The following is a 23837-nucleotide window of genomic DNA, read 5'->3' on the forward strand; positions in this document are numbered from 1 at the left end:
TTTCACTCGCCCCTTTCCACCAGCGGCCCTCCCGGGGCGTCGTTGGGGTTGGGCGTGTAGCGGACGTCCGGGATCATGGTGCGCGGGTCCCGGCCCCACGACTGCTCGAGGGCCCGCAACGCCCCGGAGAATCCGGTTCCGCTGAGCATCGCGTTGTCGAGGCTGGACAGGGTCAGGTCGAGGACTGGAGACAGGTTGACGTAGTCGCCGCGGATCACCTGATTGACGTCGTCGATGTTGAACGGCGCCGTGAGGCCCAACTTCAGCGCACCGACCACGTACGGGGCGGCGAGGCCGAGTTGGCCCAACGGTCGCTGCAGCGACTGCAGGCTGCGCTGCAGGTTGGGCCGGGTGTCCGCCAGCGCCCCGTTGGCGACGTCGCTGAACCGTCCCAGGGCCTCGGTGGCGTCGGCGAACAGGGTGCGGGTGTCGGCGAAATGCTGGATCAACGGCGGTAGGTCGGTGAGCAGGCGGTCCAGCGTGTCGTTGTGATTGGCGACGACGGTCAGCAGCCGGTTGGTCGAATCGATCGCGCGGGTGAGGTCGTCGCGTTGGCGGTTCAGCTCGGCGGTGAATGTGTCGAGGCGCCTGAGGAATTCGCGGATCTGGTCGGCGTGGCCGTCGAGGATGTTGACGACCTCGGTCTGGATTGCGTCCAGGTTCGCGATGCCGCCGCCGTTGAGGATCACCGCGACGCTGGCCAGCGTCCGCTCCACGGTCGGATAGGCCGACGAGTTCCGCAGGCCGATGGTGTCGCCGCTCCGCAACACCTGCGGCGACGGGTCTTTCGGCGCGGCGAGCTCGACGTGCTGGGTGCCCAGCAGGCTGGTCTGGCCGATCTTGGCGGTCGCATTCGCCGGTAGTCGCACGCCCGGATCGAGGTCCAGTGTCAGCGTGGCGATCCAGTTCTTCAGGGCGATGGCCCGTACCGTGCCGACCCACACGTCGGCGACGCGCACCCGGCTGTTGGTGTTGAGCGCCAGCGTGTCCGGCATCTGCACGTAGATCGTCAGGTGGTCGGCACCAGTGCCGTGGCCCACGGGGAGCGGTACGTTGGCGATGCCCCGCCAACCGCACGACGTGAGCATCGTCGCGGTCAACGCGGCGGCCAGGCCGCGCCTCACGCGCCTCACTGGGCCGGCCCCGGGCGCGCCGGCTGCGGATACCACGGCGGCGGAAGCGGATTCGACTCGTCATAGGAGTCCGGAGACCCCGGCAGGTTGGTCGCCGGCGGCGGTGGCGCGATGTCCGGCCCACCCATCAGCTCGGCCAGCGAGTCCGGGGTCAGCATGTTGGCCGTGAACGCCTGGACTTCGGTGCCCTGCATCCCCGGCGCGACGACCCAGCCCGGCTCGTGGTTGCCGTGCGAAAAGGGTGTGTCGCGCGAAAAGATCCCCGGGACGGTGGTGTCCTTGTATCCCGGCGGCGGGCGCAGCCGCTCCTCGGAGTAGGCCACCTCCTTGGGCAGGGCGGCCGCCGAGTTGAACGGGTTCAGGCCCGCCGGAATGTAATTGAACTTGATGGCGTCCAGTACCGGCGCCAGGTACTGCGCGCACAGCTCGGCCGAGTCCTGATAGCCCAGCCTGCTGCCGGCCTGGATCGCGCTGCAGATGAAATGCATGGGGTTGGCGAAGTTCGGGAACGCGAACAAGCCCACCAGCGAGCTGTGCAGGGGGTGGTACAGGTTGTTGAAGTTGCCCGCGAAGGTGGGCAGCACGTGCAGCGCGGTTTCCAGGCCGTCCCGCGTCTCGGGTTGCAGGAGCGTGGTGGTCGCGTCGGCGAGGTTGCCCACGTCGTGGGTCAGCGCGGACCGGTTGTCCTCGAGGAACTTTCGGGCCGTCGCGAGCACGTCGTCGAGGCGGGTGACCGTGTCGGCCACGTCATGGTCGGACCTGGTGAACCAGCCGGTGAACTCGGCCAGGTTGTCGTTGAGCGCGACGAACTGCTGATCGTTCTGATAGAGCGCGCTGACGAACTGGGCCAGGCTTCGCGTGATCGCGACGAAGTCGCCGCGGCCCTCGTTGAGCGCGGTCAGCGCTTTGGACAGGTTGGTCAGGGTTTCGTTGACCTGCTTGCCTTTTCCGGCCAGGTTGTCCGCGGCCGATTCGATGACGTCGCCGAACGGCCCCCTCGGCTGCTGGGGTGTCGGGCCGAGCTGGCGCAGGATCCCGTTGATGGAGTCGCGCAGCTGGTCCCATTCGACGGGCACCTGGGTGCGCTCGATCGGGATGACCGCGCCGTCGCTCAGCACCGGCCCGCCGGTGTAGGGCGGTGACAGCTGGATCGTGCGCGAGGCCACCAGGCTGGGGTTGAGAATGGACGCGGTCGCCGTGGCGGGTACTTTGTAGGAGTTGTTGTAGTGCAAAGTGACTCGCATCTTGTCGCCCGCCGGCTCGATCTTGTCGATCGAGCCGACGCGTACGCCCATGATCTGAACTTTGTCCCCCGGGTACAGCGCCAGGGTCTCGGAGAAATAGGCGACGACGGTCGTGGTGGTCAGCTTGCGGTACAGCTGCGCCCCGGCGGCAAGGCCGGTGAGGACGAACACCGCCGACAGCGCCGCGACGAGCACCGCCCTGCCGGACACTTTCGGCAGCCGGAGGTTGCGGATGTCGAAGATCGTGCTCATCGGGTGCTCCCGCCTGTCCCGTCGGGCGTGACGAATGGGGCCGGCAGTTGCGGACCGGGTCCCGGTGGCGCCGCCGGCCCGGCGGGCAGACCCGGCGCCAACGTCGACGGTGGCGGGGTCGGGCCGGCCGGCTGCAGGTTCTCGGTGCGCGCGCCGGGCGGCGCGTGCGCCGGCAACGGCACCGGGGTGCCGGGAAGGCTCGGCGGCGCCTCGCCGGGCCGGCCCGCGCTCGGCACCCCCGGTGTCGGCGGCGGCCCCTGGGGATTGGGTGGCGACGTCTGCACGTCGAGGGGCGCGGGGAAGCCACCGGGCACCGGGCCGAACGGTCCCTGCCCGGAAAGCGCGCACGGCAACGGATTCGCGGGCCGCGGCGGGCTGTCCGCGGCGGGGGTGTAGGAGCACGGCGTTCCCGGCGGCACGGCCGGCTGCGGGTGATCGGGGGTGCCCTCCCGCACCGGCGGCGCCGGCGGCGGCGCGCCGTTGGGAAGCCGGGTGCCGTTGGGGTCGGGCCACCGGAACGCCGGCAAGCCCGCGCTGCGCCAGAAGTTCTCCGGGTCGATGCCGCGCTTCTTGAACGCGGCGTCGACCCACGGCTGGAGCATCTGGGGCGGCAGGAGATTCGCGACCATCGCCTTGAAGTACGGCCCGGAGGCGACGGCCTCGGTCAGCGACGCGGTGTACCGGCTGAGCAGGACCAGCACATCGGCCAGTTCCTTTTTGCGCTTGACCAATTCGTCGCTGACCGTGCCTAACTGCTGCAGCACATGGTGGGCGTTGGGGTTTTCCTTGATCAGGGCGGACACCTCAGCGGACACCGAGGACACGTTGCTCAGCAGCACGCTCAGCGCCTGGCTGCGCTGCCGGAACGCGCCCAGCAGCGTGTTGGCATTGACCAGCAACCCGTCGACCTGTTCGCTGCGGTCGCCCAGCACCCGGGCGACCTTGTCCGCGTTGGCCAGTAGCTGCTTGATCTGGTCGTCGCGATGGCCGATGGTCTGGGAGAATTTGGCGACCCCGTCGAGGGCGGCGCTCAGGTGCGGGGCGGTCTGATCGAACGTCTCGGACAAGACGTTCAGCGACCGCTTGACGACATCGATGTTCCAGTCCGTCGCCGCCTTCGTGACGTCGACGAACGCGTCGTAGATCTGGTAGGGCGTGGTGGTCTGGCCGGACGGGAGAATGCCGTTGGGCCGCAGGGCATCCGCGCCACGGTTGTCGATCGCCATGTTCTTGCGGCCGAGGAAGGTGTCGGTGCGGATCGCCGCGCGGCTGGCCGTCCCGATCGTCCGACCGGGCAGCGAGAAGCCGATCAGGACCTTGTCGCCGCGGATGGCCAGCGAACGGACCAGGCCGATGTTCACCCCCGCGATCTCCACCTTGTCGCCCGCGCTGATGCCGCCGGAGTCGGTGAATTGCGCGTAGTAGGTGGGCGTGGCGAACAGCATCGGCACGCTGGTGAAGCTCTGCCCCACGCCGACCGCGAGCGTGGTGACCAGCGCGCCCATCAGGCCGACGCGGGTGCGGTTGAACTCGGTCAGCGTTCTCATTGCGGCGTGCACCTTCCGGTCGGCTGCCCGAGGAGCTTGATGGTGCGCACCGGGCCGCCGGGCTGTAGTCCGTCGACCTTGATGGAGATGTCGCACAGGTAGAAGTTGTAGAAGTCGCCGTAGATGCCACCGGCGCGGCCGATGACGCGGAACGCGCCCGGCAGTTTGGCCAGCACGTCGTCGAGCGTCGGCAGGTCGTCGATGAGCGACTGCGAGATGACCTCGAGGTGCCCAAAGGTGGTGTGCAGCAACGGCCGGTCCTCGGCCAGCAGGTCGGCCAGGGTGCCGGCGGCGTCGCTGATGTGTGCCGCCGCCGCGGCCAGCGGATCGGCCCGGTTCTTCAGCCCGGTGATCAGCAGCTCCAGGTTGTCGACCGTCCGGTCGAACTCCTTCTGGTGCTTGGCGGTCGTCGCCAGCACGGTGTTCAGGTTGGTGATCACCTCGCCGATCGCCCGGTCGCGGTCGGCCAGCGAGGCGGTCAGGGCCGCGGTCTGGTCGAGGATGTCGTTGATCGTGGCGCCCTGCCCCTGGAAGACGGTGATGATCGACTGGGCGATGCTGTTGACCTTGTCCGGATCCAGCGCCTTGAAAAGGGGCCGGAATCCGCCGATCAGGGCGTCGAGATCGAGCGCCGGCCGGGTGTGCTCGAGCGGAATCATGCCACCGGGCGCCAGCCGCTGGCCGCTGTCGCCGCGGGTGAGCTCCAGGTAGCGGTCGCCGATCAGGTTCAGGTAACGGATCGACGCGGTCGTCGCCCGGTCCAATGGGAGCGAGCGATCCACGTTGAAGTCGACCAACACTCGCGCGTCACCGTCGATCAGCGTCACCTTGGCGACCTTGCCGACCTCCACGCCCGACGCGCGGACGAACTGGCCCGCCCGCAGCCCGCTCACATCGGTGAACACCGCGGAGTACCCGGTGGTGCGTTCGAATCGCACCTGGCCGAACACGACGATGATCATCACGGTGAACGTGGCCAGCACCAACCAGAAGATGCCGAGTTTGATGGCGGTGCCGGTGGTTCTCATGGGTTGATCGTGTTCTCCCCGTATTGGCGCCCCCAGACGTATTCGACCGCCAGCGGCTGGCCGAGTTCCAGGTGGTTGTACGGCGCGAGGCTGGCACCGGTGTCCATCACCAGATACGGCGCCGGCCACAAGTCGTGGGTGATCTTCTGCCAGCAGCCCGGCCGCCCGCCGGGGCCGCCGCGCGCGTTCACCCGCGGCAGGTTGTCGGGATAGACGTAGGGATTGGGCGCCCCGATGAGCGATCCGGCGGCCGACAGCGAATAGCCGTTGCCGCCGGCCGCTTTCGCGACTTCCGGCGCGGCGTCGTGAAAGTTGCGGATCGTGCAGAGAATCTCGGGGCTATAGGTGTCGAGCAGTTCGGCGGTGGGCACCAGATCGGCTGCACCGCGCGCCAGGTACGGCCCGCCCCTGGCGAAGACGTCTTCGCCGGTGCGGGCCACACTCACCGCCGCCAACAGCGCGGCGTCCAGGTCGCGCTGTTGGCGGGTCAGCGTGCGCGCGACGGTCAGCGCGTTGCGCAGAAAGTCCCACAGATCGGGCGAGGCGCCGGTGTATACGTCGGCCAGGTCCGCCAGGCGTCGCACGTCGTACCGGATCTGCGGCATCCGCGGATTCAACCGCGCCAGAATCTCGTTGCCGTTGACGATCGACTGACCGAACTTGCCCCCGAGCCCGTTCAGCGCCTGCGCCAGCGCCGACAACGTCGAGTTGAGCTCGATCGGATCCACCTTCTCGGAGATCGAGGTGACGGTCTCGAAAAGCGTGTTGAACTCGGTGGTCACCGAGCGCACGTCGATCACGTCGTGCGGCGAGATGCGCCGCGGCGCTGGATTTTCCGGCGAGACCAGCGAAACGTACTTGTTGCCGAATAGGGTGGCCGCCTCGATGTTGGCCACCACGTTGGCCGGAATCAGGCTCAGGTAGCTCGGATTCACGTCCAGCGTCAGCCTGGCCGCCGGCCTGCCGTCGCGCTCCATCTCCGAGATGCCGGCGACCCGGCCGATCACCACCCCGTTGAAGGTGACCTTCGAACCGGGCTCCATCACCAGCCCCGCCCGCGACGCCACCATGGTCAGCTCCGTCTTCGGCGTGAAGTCGCCCCGAAACTGCTTGTACACCAGCACCAGCACCAGCCCGCAGACCAACAGCAGTGCGGCGCCCTCGACGTACACCCACGCGCGTCGGTTCTTCCGGGTCGCCATGGCCGTTACACCGTGAGGTTGAAGTTGGGGTCCACGCCGTAGAGCGCCAACTGGGCCAGCAGGACGACGACGACCACCGAAACCAGCGAGAAGCGCATCGATCGACCGACCGCCTGGCCGACGCCGACCGGGCCGCCGCTGGCGGTGTAGCCGTAGTAGCAATGCGTGATCATCACCACGACCGCGATGATGACGACCTCGACCACCGACCAGCCCACGTCCTCGGGGCGCAGGAAGGTGCGGAAGTAGTGCTCGTACGTGCCGTTGGACTGCCCGTAGAACACCGTCGTGACGACCTGGCCCGACGTGAATGCCATGTCGAGCGCCAGCGCGTACAGCGGCACGATCACCGCCAGCCCGCCGAGGATCCGAGTGGAGACCAGAAACGAGATCGACTTGATGCCCATGACTTCCAGCGCGTCGATCTCCTCGCTGATCCGCATGGCGCCCAGCTGGGCGGTCGCGCCGGCGCCGACCGTGGCGGCGAGCGTGACGCCGGCGACGATCGGCGCGGCGACGCGCGTGTTGGCCAGCGCGGCAAAGAATCCCGTGAACGCCTCGACACCGATGTTGCCCAGCGACGCGAAGCCCTGGATCGCGATCAGCGAGCCGCCGGACAGCGTCACAAAGCCGATGATCGCGACCGTGCCGCCGACGACGGCCATCGCGCCGGTGCCCATGCCGATCTCGGCGATGAGCCGCAGCGTCTCCCGCCGGTACCGGCGCAACGCCCACCCGATCTCCCCGATGCTGAGCCGGGTGAACCTGGCGAAAACCCCGACCTGCCAGAGCCTTCGGGCGGTGCCGCCGCCGTAGCGGGTGAGGCCGGCGACCGTTCGCGGGTAGCGGGCGCGCAGGATGGTTCCCGTCGACATGTCAGCGGCCCGTCCCGAACCGCACGCCGATCGTGGTCAGCACCACGTTGACGGCGAACAGCGCGATCACGCACAACACCAGCGTCTCGTTGACGGCGATGCCCACACCCTTGGGACCGCCCTTGGTGGTCAGCCCGCGGTAGCAGCCGACCAGGCCGGCGATCGTTCCGAACGTGGCCGACTTGACCACCGAGATGATCACCTCGGGCAGGCCGGTGACCAGGGTCAGGGTGCTGACGTAGGCGCCGGCCGAAATGTGTTGGATGTAAACGCCGAAAACGAACCCGCCGACCAGCCCGATGGTGATCACCGCGCCGTTGAGCAGGGTGGCGACGATGGTCGCCGCGACGACGCGGGGCACCACCAGCCGGTGGATCGGGTCGATGCCGAGCACCTCCAGCGCGTCGATCTCCTCGCGGATCGTGCGGGCGCCCAGGTCGGCGCAGATCGCGGTGGATCCGGCCCCGGCGATCACCAGCACGGTGGTCAGCGGCCCCAACTGGGTGACCGCGCCCAGCGCCGCGCCCGCGCCGGAGATGTCGGCGGCGCCGAACTCGGCCAGCAGGATGTTGAGCGTGAAGATGATGAGCACGGTCAGCGGGATCGCGACCGCGAGCGTGGGCAACAACGAGACGTTCGTGATGAACCAGCCCTGCTCGATCGTCTCGCGCCACTGGAAGGGGCTCCGGAACAACGCCTTTCCGGTCAGCACGCAGGTGCGGAAGAACCCGCCGATCGCGTCGATCCCGGGCTGGACCTGGCCGCGCAGATAGTTGGTGATCACGGTGTGGGCGCTCATCGCCGGCCGCCCCGGCGGTCGAGGGCGGCGGCAAGCACGGTGTTGGTGGCTTCGAGCACGTCGTGGGCGGCCTTCCTCGCCCGGGCGGGATCGCCGGCGCGGATCGCCTCGGCCAATTTGCGGTACGCACCCGGCCGCCTGCCCTCGGCGGTGATGGCCGCACCCAGCGCGGCCAATGCGGGCTCGTACGCGGCCCGAAACGCGTTGTACATCAACCTGAATACGATCGAGCCGGCGCCGTCGACCACCTGCTCCCAGAAGGCGAGCGTCTCGCGTTGCCATTGCAGCGGGTCATCCTCGGTCTCGAGGATGCGCAGAGAATCCTCGAGCGATGCCGCCAGCTCGGGCCCTTGGCGTTCGGCCGCCAGCTCCGCGACCTTCGGCCCGATGCGCAGCCGGGCTTCGAGGATGCTGCGGAAGACGGCGGGGTCGAGCTCACCGCTGGCGAACAGCAAGTGCGGCAGCAGATCAAGGCCGGCGTGGCGCCGGAAATCACGCACGGTGGTGACGCCGCCCTGGCGCACGTCGACCAGGCTGACCGCCGACAGCCTTTTGAGCGCCTCGCGGACCGCGGGCCGCGACACCCCGAACACCTCCGCCAGCCGGCGCTCGCTGGGGAGCGCCTCACCGGGCTGCATCTCACCGCTCAGCACGCCCGTGGCGATCTGCTCGAAGACCTCTTCGGGCACAGATCGGCGGATGACCGGCTGCAGCGCCATGCGGTGAGTGTGATTGGCCTGAGGTCTGACGTCAAGTGGTCAGACCAGCGTGTCGTGCCGCCGAGCGTGAAACTGTTGCGAGTTTCCGGCCGACTTTTCGCAGCAGCTGCACGCTCGGCGAAGCGGCGGCTAGCTTCCGCTCCGCTGCGCGGCCACGAAGAGATTCCCCGGGACCTGGTCCGCGACCTCTTTCGGGGCCTTGCGACCGTAGCCGGCCATCAGCTCGTCGGACGGCGTCACCGTCACGTCCCAGCCGTGGCGGCGGAACCAGGCACCGACGTCCTCGCGCTCCTCGAAGTACCACAGCTCGTCGGTGCGCGGGATCTCGCGGCCCGGGTCCACCTCGGCCATCAGCGCGCGGATCCGCTCCATCCGCTCGCGGCGCCTGGCGCGAAACTCGGGGTCGAGGAACTTCGGACCCAGCGCCTCCACCGCGACCCGGCTGCCAGCGGCGGTGAGCTGCTGGATGCGCTCGAACAGCAACTCCTGGGCCGCGGCGGGCAGGTAGGGCATCAGCCCCTCCGCCGACCAGACGCTGGGCGCGGACGGGTCAAATCCCGCCTGCCGCAACGCCTCCGGCCAGTCTTGGCGCAGATCGACCGCGACGGCGACCCGGTTGCAGGCGGGCCGGGCGCCGTGTTCGGTCAGCGTCGCCAGCTTGAACTCGAGCACCCTGGGCTGGTCGAGCTCGTACACCGTGGTGCCGTCGGGCCAGGGCAGCCGCCAGGAGCGCGCGTCCAGCCCCGCCGCCAGGATCACCGCCTGGCGGATGCCGGCCTGGGTCGCGTCGAGGAAGAACTGGTCGAAAAACGCCGTCCGCGAAGCCATGTAGCCGACCATCGATTGCATCTGCAGCGCCACCGTGGGTTCGGCCTCGATGAGCTCGGCAGGCAACTCGGGGGCGGAGTGCCAATTCCACACCCCGTCGCCGACCGCGTCGAGGAAGACCTGGGCGAACGGGTCGGAGATCAACGGGTTCTCGCTGCGGGTTTCGGCCGCCCGCGCCGAGGCGACGCCCAACGCCGTCGCGCCCACGCTTTCGGTGATCTCCCAGGTGTCGTCGTCGGTGCGAGCCACGGTCACTCCTTCTCGGCGGCCACGAAAAGCGTCTTGGGAGCGGCGTCCTCGACGCCCTGCGGGGGCCTGCGATCGTAGCCGGCCATCAGCTCCTCGGCGGGCGTCACCGTCGCCGCCCACCCGTGCCGGCGCAACCAGTGCCCGACGTCCTCGCGCTCCTCGAAGTACCACAGGTCGTGGACGTCGGGGATGTCGCGTTCCGGCTGGAGCTTGGCCATCAGGTCGCGCACCCGCTGCATGTCCGCGCGCCGCTTCTCGATGGCGGCCTCGTCGAGGAAGTCGGGGCCGGGGGCCTCCACCGCGATCCGGCTGCCCGCGACCCCGAGCGCATCGACGCGCTCGAACAGCAACTCCTGGGCGGCCGCCGGCAGGAACGGCAGCAGGCCCTCGGCCGACCAGGCGCTCGGCAGCGAGGCGTCAAAACCGGCCTGGCGCAGCGCGGCCGGCCAGTCGTGGCGCAGGTCGACCGGGACGTGCACCAGGTTGCACGTCGGCAACGCGCCGTTTTCGCGCAGCGTCGAGGACTTGAATTCCAGCACCCGCGGCTGGTCGAGTTCGTACACCGTCGTGCCGTCGGGCCAGGGCAGCCGCCACGCCCGCGAGTCCAGGCCGGCCGCGAGGATCACCACCTGCGGCACGCCCGCGCGCGTCGCGTCGAGAAAGAACCGATCGAAAAACGACGTCCGGGCGGCCATGTAGTTGACCATCGACTGCATCCGCGGCTTCAGGTCGGGTTCGGCCTCGGCGATCTCGGCGGGCAGGTCCGGCGCCGCGAACCAGTTCCACATGCCCTCGCCCGCGGCGTCGAGGAAGATCCGCGCGAAAGGATCTCTGATCAGCGGATTTTCGCTCTCGGTCTCCGCCGCGCGGGCCGCCGCGACGCCCAGCGCCGTGGCGCCCACACTCTCGGTGATCTCCCAGGTGTCGTTGTCGGTTCTGGCCACCTCGTGTCCTCCAATTCGCTAGCACGACTACCTACCCGACCGTACGCGCGCCGCATGTGAACGGCCTGTCCGTCAAGTTCATCCACCCTGGCCCGGAGGTATCCGGTTAAGGTCTCGACATGCGGGTTGACGGGCGCGACATCAGCGTTTCGGGCAACTTGCTGCAACCGCTGACCCGCCGTACCAACGACATCCTGCGGCTCGCCGCGTCGGTGGTCTTCTTCGCGATCGTGATCGCCGGTTCGCTGATCACCCGGCCGCAATGGCTCGCGCTGGAGCGATCGATCTCGGAGATCGTCGGGGTGCTGACCCCCACCCAGTCGGATCTCGTGTACCTGGCCTACGGTATCGCGATCCTGGCGCTGCCGTTCGCCATCCTCATCGGTCTGGTCGCGGGGCGGCAATGGAAGCTGCTCGGCGCCTACGCGGCCGCCGGACTCATCGCGGTCCTTTCGCTCTCGATCGGCGGCAACGGCATCTCGGCACCCCGCTGGCATTTCGACCTGTCGGACCGGCCGCAGACCGCGCTGGCCCAGATCCTCGACGACCCACGGTGGATCGCGATGCTCGCCGCGGTCCTGACCGTGTCGGGCCCCTGGCTGCCCGCGCGGTGGCGGCACTGGTGGTGGACGCTGCTGCTGGCCTTCGTGCCGATCCACCTGTTCGTCAGCGCGATCGTCCCGGCCCGCTCCTTGCTCGGGCTGGCGGTCGGCTGGTTCGTCGGCGCGCTGGTGGTCCTGGTGGTCGGCACTCCCGCCCTCGAGGTGCCGCTGGAGGGCACGGTGCGCGCCCTGGCCAAGCGCGGATGCGTGGTCTCGCGGCTGCAAGTGGTGCGGCCCGCCGGACCCGGCCCGCTGGTCCTGTCGGCGACGTGTGAGGACTCCGGTGCGGCCCTGATCGAGTTGTACGGCCCGCATCAGCGCAGCGGGGGCGCCTTACTTCAGCTTTGGCGGAAGCTGCGGCTACGGGCCAGGGAAACCGCGCCGCTGGTGGCATCGATGCGCCGCGTGGTCGAGCACCGCGCGCTGCTGGCCATCGCCGTCGGCGAGGTGGGCCTCGCCAACACGTCGACGATCGCGGTCGCCAGCCTCGACCGGGGCTGGATGCTGTACGCGCACAGGCCCGTTCGAGGCATTCCGCTCGACCAATGCGCGAAGACGACTCCCGTCGACCGCGCGTGGAAGTCGCTGCGAGAGCTCAACGACCACCAGATTTCCCATGGCGACCTGCGCGCCCGGGAGATCACGGTCGACGACGGCACGGTGCTGTTCGGCGGGTTCGGCAGCGCCGAGTACGGGGCCACGGAGACCCAGCTCCAGTCCGACATCGCCCAACTGCTGGTAACGACGTCGGCGCTGTACGACGCGAAGTCGGCGGTGGCCGCGGCCATCGATGCGTTCGGCGAGGACACCGTCCTGAGCGCGTCGCGACGGCTCACCAAATCCGCCGTGCCCAAATCCATCCGGCGGTCGGTCGCCGATGCCGGGGCCGTGATCTCCGGCGCCCGTGCGGAGGTGAAGCGGCAAACCGGTGCGGACCAGATCAAGAGCGAAACGATCACGCGGTTCACCCGGCGGCAGGTCATTCAGTTGGTGCTGCTCGTCGCGCTGGTCTATGTCGCCTACCCGTTCATCAGCACCATGCCGACGTTCGTTTCCCAGGTGAGCAAGGCGAACTGGTGGTGGGCGCTGCTGGGCTTGCTGATCTCGGCGCTGACGTATGTGGGCGCCGCCGCCGCGCTGTGGGCGAGCGCCGACGAATCCGTGGTCTTCTGGAAGCTGTCAATCGCTCAGGTGGCCAACACCTTTGCCGCAACCACGACGCCGGCCGGTGTCGGAGGGCTCGCGCTCAGCACGCGCTACCTGCAGAAGGGCGGCGGGCTGTCGGCGGTGCGCGCCACGACCGCGGTGGCGCTGCAGCAAGCGGTGCAGGTGATCATGCACCTCGTGCTGCTGATCTTGTTCAGCCTGGTGGCGGGTGCGTCGATGGACCTTTCGCACTACGTTCCGAGCGCCACGGTGCTGTACCTGATCGCGGGTGTGGCGCTGGGCATCGTCGGCACCTTCCTGCTGGTGCCGAGGCTGCGCCGGTGGCTGGCGACGGATCTGCGCCCCAGGCTGAAGGAGGTGACCGGCGACCTGGTCGAGGTTGCCCGGGAACCGAAACGACTGGGTCTGATCGTACTGGGTTGCGCCGGAACGACTCTCGGTGCCGCACTCGCGCTGTGGACCAGCGTGGAAGCATTCGGCGGCGGCGCGACATTCGTCACGTGCACCGTGGTGACGATGGTCGGCGGGACGCTGGCGTCGGCGGCCCCGACGCCCGGCGGTGTCGGCGCCGTGGAGGCGGCGCTGATCGGTGGCCTGGCCGCGTTCGGCATACCCGCGGCCACCGGCGTGCCGTCGGTACTGCTCTATCGCGTGCTCACCTGCTGGCTGCCCGTCTTCGTCGGCTGGCCGGTGATGCGGTGGTTGACCGACAACGAGATGATCTGACAACGGTCAGGGTTCGTCGGGCTCGGGCGCAGCGACGACGAAAACGATTGACTTGCGCGCGGTTTCGCCGACCGTCGTGGTGAGGAACACCACGTAATACTCCCCGGGCACCGACTGTGTCGCGGTGATCGCGACGTCGACCGAGGCCGATCCGTCGGCGCCGAACTGCCCGGAGGCCGGCGCGACGGTGATCCCGGGATCAGAGGAGGTGCCGGTGATCCTGTAATCCCCTGCGCCGTCGATCATCCGTTGCAGGTCGACCTTCACGATGCCGGTGCGCCCCGGCCGGATCCGGAGGATGGGTTGCGGCGCGTTGACGGTCACCGCCGAGGCGCCCGCGGCGAACGACAGCGGCGCGGACGACTCGGCGGTGCCCCAGCTCTTGTTGGGATAGGCGGCGAGGGAGAACGCGACGTCGCCGCCGGTGCGGATGATCGGCTCCGGCAGCCAGGTGCGATCGGTGGTCCGGCCGTCGACGCTCAGGCCGTCGATGAACTTCAGGTGATGGGGCCCCGACGCGCCCGGGGCGGAGATCCGAATGGATTTTCCTGCGGGAAGCGCGATGACGATCCGGTCGAACAGCGGCGCCGCCACCGTCAGGATCGGCGTTCCCGGCGTGCTCGGGTACAGGCCGAGGGCGGCCCAGACGTACCAGCTGGACATCGCCCCGAGGTCGTCGTTGCCGGGCGCGCCGTCGGGCTTCGGCCCGAACAGGCCGCGCACCCGATCGACGGCGAGCTGTGTCTTCCACGGTTGTCCGATGTAGTTGTACAGCCATGGCACCCCGAACCCCGGCTCGTTGCCGGCCCACAGGTAGGGAGCGTTGGGGCCGACGTTGAGCTTCGTGGTGAACCGGTCGAGCCGGTCGGCCACCGCCGCGCGGCCGCCGAGCGCGGTCACCAGGCCGGCGACGTTGTGCGGCACCCACCAGACGTACTGCTCGGCATTGCCCTCGTCGTACCCGTCCTGGCCGAAAGCCCTGGGGGAATCGACGTAGCCGGGGCCCTGTTGGAAAAATCCCATCGTGCCGCGGGGCGAGACGTATCGGGTGCTGGGATTGAACAGGTTCTGCCAATACTGCGCCCGCACCTGGAATTTGGCCGCGGTCGCGGCGTCGCCGAGCGCGTCGGCGAATCGGGAAATCGCGAAGTCGTCGACCGACCACTCCAGCGTGATCGACGCATCGGCGATCCATCCGCCGTTGCCGAACTCGACGGTGTGCGGCGCGTAGCCCAACCCCAGGTAGGTGGCGATGCCCGGCCGCTCCACGTAGCCGCCGAGGCCGGCCCCGCCCTTGGTAGCCCCGTCGACCATGTAGCGCAGCGCGGTCTGGACGTCAAAGTCCTTGCCCCCGTAGGCGTAGAGGTTCACGATGAGCGGGACCACGCTGTCGCCGCTCATCTCGCCGGTCGCCGAATTCGCCAAAGCCCAACGGGGCAACGAACCGCTCTGCTCGGCATCGTTCACCAGCGATTGCGCCATGTCGCCGGCCCGCTTGGGAAAGAGCAGTCCCTGCAGGGCGGCCAGGCTCCGGTAGGTGTCCCAGTCCGAGAAGTTCGCGTACTGGGTCCGCCCGTTTTGCACCCTGTGGATCGCGCCGTCGAATCCGATGTAACGCCCGTCGACGTCGTTGAAGGTGTTGGGGTGCAGCAGCGAGTGGTACAGCGACGTGTAGAAGGTGTCGACGTTGCCGGCGTTGCGGCCCGCCACCGAGATACGCGACAGCGTGGCATTCCACTCGGATACCGCGGCTTCGCGCACGGCGTCGAAGCTCATCCCGCCCTCGGCCTCCAGGTTGGCCCGCGCGCCGTCGATGCCGACGTAGGAGATCGCGGTGCGCACCTCGAGCGCCGAGCCGGCCGGGAACTCTACGTACCCCCCGCTGTAGCGCGACGCCGCGCCGCGGGCACCGGGGTACACGGCATAGCCGTCCCACGACCCGTAGGCGGTGAACGGCCGGCTGAACTTCATCGCGAAGTACACCGTGTAGGTGTTCGGCTTGTCGCAAAACCCCCCGCTGGTCGCCCATCCGGTGATCGTGGTGTTGTCCTCGCCGATCTGGATGGCCGCGCGCGAATTGCCCGCCAGCGACGCGCCGGAACGGACGTGCAGCAGGGCGGGCCGACCGTTGTGCGGGTAGTGGAACCGGCCGACACCGGTGCGGGTGGTGGCGGTGAGTTCGGCGGTCACGCCGGTGCGCGGGAAGCGCACGGTGTAATAGCCCGGCGCGCCCTGCTCGCTGTCGTCGTGCGCGATCCCTTCCCAGGCGTTCCACGGCTGCGCGCCGATCGGCGTGGTGGTCGGCAGCATCGAGATGTCGCCGAACGCGGCGCAGCCGACCGAGGCGTGGGTCATGCTGAACCCGGTGGAGCGCGGGTTGTCGTAGTTGTAGCCGGCGTAGTTGCCGACGGTGTCCGGCGAGTACTGCACCATCCCGAACGGCACGGTGGCGCCGGGGAAGTTGTTGATCTCCCCCACCGTCTCGCCGCCCGTCCCGGTCCCGATGAGGGTGTCGACGTGGTCGACGGGATTGGTCACCAGCTGCGGCTCGCCGTCGTAGGCGATCGGCGGTGCCGCGGCGATGAAGGTCAGCAAGACGGCGGTCGCAGCGAGCAACGCGATGAGGGCCCTGCGAAACCCACGTGACCGCATGACTGTCTCTTACTGCATCACCGCCTCGTTGCGGTGCGTTTCGCGCGCGCCGGCAGGCCCCAATTTTTCCTAGCAACTTTTTCCGCCCAGTTCGGCTAGTCTCATTCCGCGTGGCTGGCGCTGGTACCGGCCCAAAATTCGGGAGATTTGATCGATGAAACAGTTGACCGCAGCAACCATTGCCGTGGCGCTGAGTGTGGCGCTCGTGGCATGCGGCTCTAGCAACAAGTCATCGCCGTCGACGTCGACATCGACGTCGACATCCACGTCGACCTCGACCACAACTTCGAAAACCTCCGCGACGGCGAGCGCGCAGGGCGGCCCGACGATCGCCGACTACGTCCGCGACAACCACATCACCGAAACCCCCATCCACCACGGCGATCCCGGCCCTAACGTCGATCTGCCGGTGCCCGCCGGTTGGCAGATCACCCAGAACACCGGTACGTCCTATGGCGGCATAGTCCAGTTGCAGCCGGCGAACCCAGCCGATCCACCCACCGTCTCGGCGCTGTACTCGAAGCTCACCGGTGATGTCGACCCCGCGAAGATCCTCCAGTACGCCCCCAATGAGCTGCTCGGCCTCCCCGGCTACCAGGGCGGCAGCGGCAACGGCAAGGCGTCCACGCTGGCCGGATTCCAGGCCTGGCAGCTGGGCGGCACCTACCAGCGGGACGGCAAGACGCGCGCCGTCGCCCAGAAGACGGTGGTGATTCCCAGCCAGGGAGCGGTGTACGTGCTGCAACTCAACGCCGATGCGCTCGAAAGCGACCAGGGACCGTTGATGGACGCCACCAACATCATCGACGAGCAGACGACCATCACCCCCTGACCACCGACCGCCCTTCGGGACGCCGCGGCCGGAAATCCCTACGCCGCGGCGTCCCGTTGGCTTTACGGTGTTGGCATGACAGAACAGTCGCATGCGATAGACGTCGGGCACCCACCGTCGGCACTACTGCGTCTCGTCAACCCCGTCCTGGGTTTCCTGCTGCGCACCCCGCTTGCCGGGCCCGCGCGCAAGCAGCTGATGGTGTTGAGCTTCACCGGCCGAAAGACGGGGCGGCCGTACACGATTCCCCTGAGCGCCCACGTGATCGATCACGAGCTCTACGCGCTGACCGGCGCCCCGTGGAAGCAGAACTTCCGCAACGGCGCGCCCGCGCAGGTCGTCTACGACGGCAAGACGACGGCCATGCGCGGCGAGCTCATCCGCGACCGCGAAATCGTGTCCGACCTGTACCACCGCTGCGCCGAGTCCTATGGGCTGCGACGCGCACAGCGGATGATCGGACTGAAATTCCGCGACCCGCGCATCCCGACCCGCGAGGAGTTCGCGGAGGCCGTCGACCGGATGCACCTGGCGGCGGTCCGGTTGACTCCGGCCGGCTAGCGCTCCGGCGCGCGTGTGTGTGCGGTGAGCAAGCGCTGATCGAACCGTGAGCGCGAGGTGATCGCCTCCCCGCCCAACGCGGCGAAGTCCCTGGCGATCTGCTGGGCGAGCGGCCATAGCTTCATATTGCGCACTTGGGACAGCGATTTGAGCATGTTGAAGGCGGCGTCCTCGTCGACGCCGTACACCAGCATCAACATGCCTTTCGCCTGGTCGATCACGCCGCGACGCTGCGCGATTGCGGCGACTCTCGCCGTGATCGCGTCCTCGGAATTGCCGGTGGCCGCCGGCGTGACGTCGATGTAGAAGCCGTGGGTGCCGATCACCTCGTCGTTGTCGTCGCAGAATTGGTCGCCCACCACGACCACATGGTGGATGTCGCCATTGGGGTCGACGATGCGATGCCGCGTGCTGAAAGCCCCACGACGTTCGACCATGTCGTTGATGGTCGCGGCCACCTGGCCGCGATCGTCGGGATGCTTGTGGGACAACACGAGCTCGGTGGTCGGTGTCACCGTCCCCGGCTCGTAGCCGTGCAGGCGCTGGACTTCCTCGGACCATTCCCAGCGTTGGTCTTCGAAATAGAAACGGAACCAGCCCGCGCGCTGCGGGGTGCCGCCCGCGAGCGCCCGCTCGACGGCTTCCGTCTGGCCGTCTAATTCCCAAGCCACGGTGCGCGCCTCCGCAGGATCGCGTCGCTTTCCCGCAGCCGACGCTCCGAATCGCGACACAGTTCACGGGACCGATCGACCTGCTCCCGCGCGCGCTGCACGGACGTCGCGACGGAAAGCCGCAGCGCGGTCGCCTCGGCGGAATCGGCCGGAGCGGGTCCGAAGCCTCGCCTGAGGGACTCGCGGAGCACGGCCGTCCGCTGAGCGGTCCGGGCCCGATGGGCCTTCTGGCGGCATGCCGGCGAGCAGTAAATCGCGTCCGACCGGGCCGAGAAGTTGGCGCCGCACATCAAGCACATGGTGGTGGCCATACCCGTTACGTTACAGCTATACACAATCGTTACGGCTAACCTCGGCAAACGGCGTCGCTACCTCACCCGCCGGGGCCGGCGCCGGCGGCGGCGGCGGTTCGGGTGACGACCGGCCGCGGATGACCCGCGCTGAGCAAGGTCCGTCGCAGCGTCTGCGCGACGGCGTCCGCCCGGGTGCTCGGCACCAGCGCGATGACGCAGCCGCCGAAGCCGCCGCCGGTCATCCGGGCGCCGAAAGCCCCCGCCCGTACCGCGGTGTCGGCGATCAGATCGATGTGTTCGGTGGTGATGGCGAAGTCGTCGCGCATCGAGACGTGCGAGGCCGTCATGATCCGGCCGGCTTCGACGAAGTCCGAATCCCCCGCTGCCGCAACGAAATCCAATACTCTGCCGTTCTCGTTGAGAACATGGCGGGCGCGGCGGGCGTCGATCGGGTTGTTGATCGCGTCCAACTCCGCCCGCCCGCGATCCCAGACCTCCCGCAACGACGACGCCCCCAGCGCGGCGGCCGCCCGCTCGCACGACGCGCGCCGGGCCGCATACTCGCCGCCGACGTGACGGTGGCGCGCCCGGGAGTCGATCAGCAGCAACACCACACCGTGCGGGTCGGGATCGAAGGCCACCGGCGCGACCGTGACGTCGCGGAAGTCGATCAGCAGGGCGGTCGACGCCTCGCCGAAAAGCGAGGCCAGCTGGTCAAGCAATCCCGTTGGCGCGCCGACATACTCGTTCTCGGCGCGCTGGGCCAGCCGCGCCTGCTCGATGCGGTCGATATCGATGCCGGCGGCCGACGCGATCGCGCCCAGCACCGCGCATTCCAGCGCCGCCGAGGACGACAGCCCGGACCCCATCTCCACGTCGCTGGTGATCCACATCGAGCCGCCCGGCACCGGGTGACCCGCCTGGCGCAGCGCCCACACCACCCCGGCCACATAGGCGGCCCAGTCGGTCACCTGACCGGGAGCGGTGGCCAGTGGAAAGCGCACCGCGCCGTCCGCGCGCTGGCTGCCCACGGTGATGGCGTCGCCGCCGTCCGGGGTGAACGTCACCACCGTGCGCTGCGGCAGCGCGATCGGGAGGGCGAACCCGAGGTTGTAGTCGGTGTGCTCACCGATCAGGTTGACCCGCCCGGGGGCGGCGTAGCGGACCGTCATGCCAGTTCCCGCAACCGCCGCGCCACGGCTTCGGGTGTGACGTCGCTGATGAACGCGTCCATCGCCGATTCGGAGGCCGCCAGGTACTTGAGCTTGGTTGCGCTGCGCCGGATCGACATCAACTCGATGTGGAAGTAGCCGTCGTCCTGGGCTTGCGTGTCGGCGAACTGGTGCAGCGCGGAAATGTAGGGCAGCGGAGCCGAATACATCCGGTCGAAACGCCCCAGCACGTCGAGGTAGACGCACGCCAACCCGTCCAGCTCGTCGTCGTCGAGTTCAACCAGGTTGTGCACGAACCTGTTCGGGTAGATGTGCACCTCGACCGGCCAGCGCGCCGCGAACGGCACGAACGCCGTGAACAGCTCGGTGCGCGCGACGATCCGAGCGCCGTCGGCGACCTCGGCCGCCAGCAGATCGGCAAACAGGTTGCCGCCGTGGCGTATTCGGTGTTCGCGAGCCTGGGCCAGCATGGCGGCGGCGCGCGGCGTCAGGAAGGGATAGCCGTAGATCTGACCGTGCGGATGGGTCAACGTCACCCCGATCTCCTCGCCGCGGTTCTCGAAGCAGAACACCTGCTCGACGCCCGGGGTGGCCATCAGGTCGGCGGTGCGGTGCCGCCAGGCCTCGACGACCAGCCGGGCATGCGCCGGTTGCAGCGCCGCGAACGACCCGGCGTGGTCGCTGGAGAAACAGATCACCTCGCAGCGGCCGTGTCCGGGCGCGGTGACGAACCCGGCGTCGGCGGGCACCGACACCGGCCGACCCGCACCCGCCAGGCTCGGGAAGCGGTTCTCGAACACGACGACGTCGTAGTCCGCGGCCGGCACCTCGCTGGTCAGACCGGTCGGGCCCGGGCACAGCGGGCACTGATCGGCGGGGGGCTTGTAGGTGCGGTCCTGGCGCAGCGCCGCGACGATCACCCACTGCCCCGTCGAGAAGTCGAAACGCAATTGCGACTGGTCCGGGTCACGCCGCGGCAGCGGCCTGCGATCTTCGACCGGCGCCGGGCGGTGGCCCGGCAGCGCGAAAAACAGGAGGTCACGGCCGTCGGCCAGCTTTGCCCGCGTCGGCGTCGTCACGAGGTCGAAGACTAGCTTGGCCCGCGCGGCGCGGTTCGGGTAACCATGGGGTGTCCCCCGAGAGGTCAGGAGATCACCGTTCTCTACGAAAGAGCCCGAAATTGGTGGATCGGGTCGGATCCCGGCCTGCTGCGGCTGCGGATGGCGACGCGAACGACGGCCGCGCTGGGCTGTTCGCTGCTGATCATGTACCTGGTGACGACGGCGACGGGACAGCCCCTGACGGTCGCCCTGCTCGGCGTCGTCATCACGATGGTCGCGTCGCGATCCGTCAACGAGCCGGACCTTCGCCGGCAGCGCATCACCATGGCAATGCTGCCGTTGCCCGCCGCAGCGTCCATCACCGCCGCCGCGCTGCTGGCTCCCTACACCATCGCCAGCGACGCCGTCTTCGTCGCCGTCGTCTTCACCGCCGTCTACATCCGCCGCTTCGGCGCGCGCGGCAGGGCGCTGGGCATGGTCGCGTTCATGTCCTATTTCTTCACTTTGTATCTGCGCGCGAGGATTTCGGAGTTGCCCTGGCTGATCGGGGCGGTGGTGGTCGGAACGCTGTGCACGTTCGTCATGAGCACCTACGTCCTGCCCGACCGGCCGGAACGCGTGCTGCGCGCTACCGTCCGGGCGTTGCGGGCCCGGATGGCCATCGTCGTCGACACCACCGCCGAGGCGGTGTCCACCGGCCGCCTCGACGAGCGACGTCGGCGCCGCATGCGCGCCCGCACCATCCGGCTCAACGAGACCGCCCTGATGGTGCAGGGTCAGATCGAGGACAAGGCCGATCCGGCCATGCTGTGGCCCGGCGTCAGCAGCGAACAGCTGGCCCCCTGGCTGTTCGACGCCGAGTTGGCCATCGAATGGGTCGCCACCGCGGGCCGGCGAGCGGCCGCGCTGTCCGCCGGCTTGCCGCCGGCCACCCGCGCCGAACTGGTCGCGGCGCTCAACCAGCTGGCGCGGGCGATCCGCACGGCGCAGGCCGGCGGCCTCAGCCGAGCCGCCGAACGCGCGCAACGGATCCTGGACCGGCAGGCTCCCACGGCCGCACCGGACGACGATCCCGGGGAGGCCGCCGTGCGCCGCCTTTCCCTGGCGATCATCAACGCGGCGACGGCGACCGCGGAGGTCCGCGCGATCGTCGAGGGCGCGGCCGCCGGCAAAGCCGGTGCCCTGCGGCCCGACGAGGGCGCGCCGCCGCCCGCGCCGGAAGCTGCGGCCACGGACGAGCCCGCCGACGAAGGCCTGCGGCCCACCACCCGACAGGCAATCCAGGTGACCGTCGCCGCGTCGCTGGCCATCGTCACCGGTGAGTTGGTGTCGCCGGCGCGCTGGTATTGGGCGGTGATCGCGGCGTTCGTGATCTTCGCGGGCACCAACTCCTGGGGCGAAACCCTGACCAAGGGGTGGCAGCGGCTGCTGGGCACCATTCTGGGCGTGCCCTGCGGCGTGCTGGTGGCCACGCTGTTCGCCGGGGACACCCGCGCCGCGCTGGTCGCGATCTTCGTGTGCCTGTTCTGCGCCTTCTATTTCATGACCGTCACCTACAGCCTGATGACCTTCTGGATCACCACGATGCTGGCGCTGCTGTACGGCCTGCTGGGCCAATTCTCGTTCGGTGTGCTGATGCTGCGGATCGAAGAAACCGCGATCGGTGCCGTCATCGGCGTGGCCGTGGCAATCCTGGTGTTGCCCACCAACACTCGGACCACCATCCGCAACGACACCCGCGCCTTCCTGACGGCCTTGTCGGCGCTGATCGAGATCTCCACGGCCACCATGTTCGGCACCGAGCAGACGGGGAGCCCGACCGAACAGGCTCGCGAGCTCGACCGGGCGCTGCAGCAGTTCCGGATCAGCGCCAAGCCGCTGTTGGCCGGGGTGGCCGGGCTCGCCGGCCGGCGAAACATCCGGCGCGGTCTGCGAATATTCGCGGCCTGCGATCGTTACGGACGAAGCTTGGCCCGCAGCGCCGAGCAATACCGGGGCGCCGCCGGCTGCTCGCCGGCGCTGGCCGACGCGTTCACGTCGGCCGCCGCGCAGACGCAGCGGAACATCGAGGCGCTGAAGGCGGCCATCGGCGGCGCCCACGCACCGACGATCGTGTCGGTGACCGACGACCTCGACTCCGCCGAAACCCTGGCCCGACAGCAGGACGGCCAAGACGGACCGCGCCCCGACACCCGACGGTTCCTCACCGCGGTGCACTCGCTTCGCCAGATCGAGCGGGCCATCACCACGGCCGCCACCAACCTCGGTGCCCGCGACAGCCCGAGGGTGCCCAGCCCGGTCGCGAGCTGAATCTCACGCATCGCCGACGTGCCCCTGGCCCAGCGCCCGGCGAGCCGAGTCTCGAGTGCGCTCGGCGTTGGCCAGCACCCGGTCCCGCGCTCGTGGCCACCACCAGATTTCGACGGCAAAGAGCGCGACGATCACCCACGACACGGCGGCGACCCGGGACGTCGCAACGAAGCTGTCAAGCACGGCAAGTACCAGCGCGGCCACTGCGCCTATCAGCACAATCCGCTGATAGCGGCGAGAAAGGGCCGCGGCGTCCCGCAGCGCGCCGGCGTACTCGATGGCGGCCGGCGCGAGTCGGACCTCGGCGACAGCGTGGCCCCGGCGGGCCGCGGAACTTACCGCGACACGCTCGTCGGCGCTGAGATCGGTTGCTGCGGGCCACGCCTTGCCCATCCGCCGCGCCATCATGACTCCGTTGAAGAGGCTGATGACCACGAATACCACCGGTGCGCTCAGCGGCACTCCCGACTCCGCAAATGCCAAGGCCGCCAGGAGAACACCGGCCGGGACCCCCAGGCACACCGCACGGAACACGGGACCACCGCGCCACACCCATGCCGGGATCAGAAGCACGTTGCGATTATCGCGCCACTTCCGGGGTGCTCACGACGCCGCCCGCATTTTCCCGAGGATGTCGGCCAACCGGATAACGGCCAGCATCAGCATCCCTTGCACCTCGGGCTTTTGGTCGGGCGGAAGGTTGTTGACGTCGTTTTGGACGGTGGTGGCCTGCTGCTGCAGGGCCGCTAGCCGCCGATTGCGCTCCGCCGGGGCGAGACCGTTCCATTGGTCGTCCAGCTCGGAGGTCTGCCGCAGCAATTCCTGTACCTGCGACCGGGCGTCGGTGGGCGGGGCCGGCGGTGGCTGCAGCGGATGGAACTGGCTCGGCGCGGATCGGACCGTCACCTCGGCGTGGGCGGGAATCCCGATCAGGACCGCGGCGCCCAACAGGGCTGCCTCGATAATGGCC

Annotated in this window: 21 protein-coding genes; 4 read left to right on the forward strand and 17 right to left on the reverse strand. The window is 69.1% G+C overall.

Annotated elements, in window-relative coordinates; translation table 11 throughout:
* Window positions 1-2: 2 nt before the first annotated feature.
* The 10 genes from A5673_RS10105 to A5673_RS10150 all read right to left on the reverse strand — a co-directional run bounded on the left by A5673_RS10105 (window position 3) and on the right by A5673_RS10150 (window position 10820).
* Window positions 3-1133 carry a virulence factor Mce family protein gene (locus A5673_RS10105; RefSeq protein ID WP_255396639.1) on the reverse strand — a complete coding sequence of 377 codons (1131 nt, stop codon included), beginning with the start codon at window positions 1131-1133 and terminating at the stop codon, window positions 3-5.
* On the reverse strand, window positions 1130-2629 hold the full coding sequence (locus A5673_RS10110; protein WP_068230763.1) for a virulence factor Mce family protein: 1500 nt from the start codon (window positions 2627-2629) through the stop codon (window positions 1130-1132). Before A5673_RS10110 ends, A5673_RS10105 begins: the two co-directional genes overlap by 4 nt.
* Window positions 2626-4176 (reverse strand): virulence factor Mce family protein, encoded by a 1551-nt coding sequence (locus tag A5673_RS10115; protein ID WP_068230766.1) that lies wholly within the window; start codon window positions 4174-4176, stop codon window positions 2626-2628. Before A5673_RS10115 ends, A5673_RS10110 begins: the two co-directional genes overlap by 4 nt.
* Window positions 4173-5204 (reverse strand): MCE family protein, encoded by a 1032-nt coding sequence (locus A5673_RS10120; RefSeq protein ID WP_068230769.1) that lies wholly within the window; start codon window positions 5202-5204, stop codon window positions 4173-4175. The genes A5673_RS10115 and A5673_RS10120 overlap by 4 nt, the downstream gene beginning before the upstream one ends.
* A complete protein-coding gene (locus tag A5673_RS10125) occupies window positions 5201-6406 on the reverse strand; it encodes an MCE family protein (RefSeq protein ID WP_068230773.1) in 1206 nt (401 codons plus the stop codon). Before A5673_RS10125 ends, A5673_RS10120 begins: the two co-directional genes overlap by 4 nt.
* A 5-nt stretch (window positions 6407-6411) precedes the next feature.
* Window positions 6412-7281, reverse strand: coding sequence for an ABC transporter permease (locus A5673_RS10130; protein WP_068230776.1), 870 nt, complete (start codon window positions 7279-7281; stop codon window positions 6412-6414).
* Between the two features lies 1 nt (window position 7282).
* Window positions 7283-8080 carry an ABC transporter permease gene (locus A5673_RS10135; protein WP_068230779.1) on the reverse strand — a complete coding sequence of 266 codons (798 nt, stop codon included), beginning with the start codon at window positions 8078-8080 and terminating at the stop codon, window positions 7283-7285.
* Window positions 8077-8799: a FadR/GntR family transcriptional regulator gene (locus A5673_RS10140; protein ID WP_068230781.1), complete on the reverse strand. Its 723-nt coding sequence runs from the start codon at window positions 8797-8799 to the stop codon at window positions 8077-8079. The genes A5673_RS10135 and A5673_RS10140 overlap by 4 nt, the downstream gene beginning before the upstream one ends.
* Window positions 8800-8928: 129 nt before the next feature.
* Complete coding sequence (locus A5673_RS10145; protein ID WP_068230870.1) at window positions 8929-9876, reverse strand: class I SAM-dependent methyltransferase; 948 nt, start codon at window positions 9874-9876, stop codon at window positions 8929-8931.
* 2 nt (window positions 9877-9878) lie between these two features.
* Window positions 9879-10820 (reverse strand): class I SAM-dependent methyltransferase, encoded by a 942-nt coding sequence (locus A5673_RS10150; protein ID WP_068230784.1) that lies wholly within the window; start codon window positions 10818-10820, stop codon window positions 9879-9881.
* A gap of 119 nt (window positions 10821-10939) precedes the next feature.
* On the opposite strand from A5673_RS10150, the gene A5673_RS10155 reads away from it, so the two are divergent.
* Window positions 10940-13315, forward strand: coding sequence for a lysylphosphatidylglycerol synthase transmembrane domain-containing protein (locus A5673_RS10155; RefSeq protein ID WP_068230787.1), 2376 nt, complete (start codon window positions 10940-10942; stop codon window positions 13313-13315).
* Between the two features lie 6 nt (window positions 13316-13321).
* Here the strand turns inward: A5673_RS10155 and A5673_RS10160 are convergent, their stop codons facing one another.
* Window positions 13322-15967 carry a GH92 family glycosyl hydrolase gene (locus A5673_RS10160; RefSeq protein WP_068230790.1) on the reverse strand — a complete coding sequence of 882 codons (2646 nt, stop codon included), beginning with the start codon at window positions 15965-15967 and terminating at the stop codon, window positions 13322-13324.
* Between the two features lie 154 nt (window positions 15968-16121).
* On the opposite strand from A5673_RS10160, the gene A5673_RS10165 reads away from it, so the two are divergent.
* Together A5673_RS10165 and A5673_RS10170 are read left to right on the forward strand one after the other, a co-directional pair.
* Window positions 16122-16799, forward strand: coding sequence for an LpqN/LpqT family lipoprotein (locus A5673_RS10165; RefSeq protein ID WP_068230793.1), 678 nt, complete (start codon window positions 16122-16124; stop codon window positions 16797-16799).
* A 75-nt stretch (window positions 16800-16874) separates the two neighbouring features.
* Window positions 16875-17360, forward strand: a complete 486-nt coding sequence (locus A5673_RS10170; RefSeq protein ID WP_068230797.1) for a hypothetical protein — start codon at window positions 16875-16877, stop codon at window positions 17358-17360.
* Here the strand turns inward: A5673_RS10170 and A5673_RS10175 are convergent.
* The 4 genes from A5673_RS10175 to galT form a co-directional block, all read right to left on the reverse strand.
* A complete protein-coding gene (locus A5673_RS10175; protein ID WP_068230800.1) occupies window positions 17357-18031 on the reverse strand; it encodes a PAS and ANTAR domain-containing protein in 675 nt (224 codons plus the stop codon). The genes A5673_RS10170 and A5673_RS10175 overlap by 4 nt on opposite strands.
* On the reverse strand, window positions 18016-18342 hold the full coding sequence (locus A5673_RS10180) for a hypothetical protein (RefSeq protein ID WP_068230803.1): 327 nt from the start codon (window positions 18340-18342) through the stop codon (window positions 18016-18018). The genes A5673_RS10175 and A5673_RS10180 overlap by 16 nt, the downstream gene beginning before the upstream one ends.
* Before the next feature lie 62 nt (window positions 18343-18404).
* The gene (locus A5673_RS10185) at window positions 18405-19496 is read right to left on the reverse strand and encodes a galactokinase (protein ID WP_068230806.1); all 1092 of its coding nucleotides are present in this window, start codon (window positions 19494-19496) and stop codon (window positions 18405-18407) included.
* Window positions 19493-20575, reverse strand: a complete 1083-nt coding sequence (galT, locus tag A5673_RS10190; RefSeq protein WP_068230809.1) for a galactose-1-phosphate uridylyltransferase — start codon at window positions 20573-20575, stop codon at window positions 19493-19495. Before galT ends, A5673_RS10185 begins: the two co-directional genes overlap by 4 nt.
* A gap of 141 nt (window positions 20576-20716) precedes the next feature.
* Here galT and A5673_RS10195 point away from each other — a divergent pair, with 141 nt between their 5' ends.
* Window positions 20717-22867 carry an FUSC family protein gene (locus tag A5673_RS10195; protein WP_068230812.1) on the forward strand — a complete coding sequence of 717 codons (2151 nt, stop codon included), beginning with the start codon at window positions 20717-20719 and terminating at the stop codon, window positions 22865-22867.
* A gap of 3 nt (window positions 22868-22870) precedes the next feature.
* Here A5673_RS10195 and A5673_RS10200 read toward each other — a convergent pair whose 3' ends face one another.
* Window positions 22871-23440 carry a hypothetical protein gene (locus A5673_RS10200; protein ID WP_068230815.1) on the reverse strand — a complete coding sequence of 190 codons (570 nt, stop codon included), beginning with the start codon at window positions 23438-23440 and terminating at the stop codon, window positions 22871-22873.
* A 30-nt stretch (window positions 23441-23470) separates the two neighbouring features.
* Complete coding sequence (locus tag A5673_RS10205) at window positions 23471-23815, reverse strand: hypothetical protein (protein WP_068230819.1); 345 nt, start codon at window positions 23813-23815, stop codon at window positions 23471-23473.
* Window positions 23816-23837: the final 22 nt, after the last annotated feature.

It is taken from the genome of Mycobacterium sp. E3198 (assembly GCF_001667015.1).
Lineage (GTDB): Bacteria > Actinomycetota > Actinomycetes > Mycobacteriales > Mycobacteriaceae > Mycobacterium.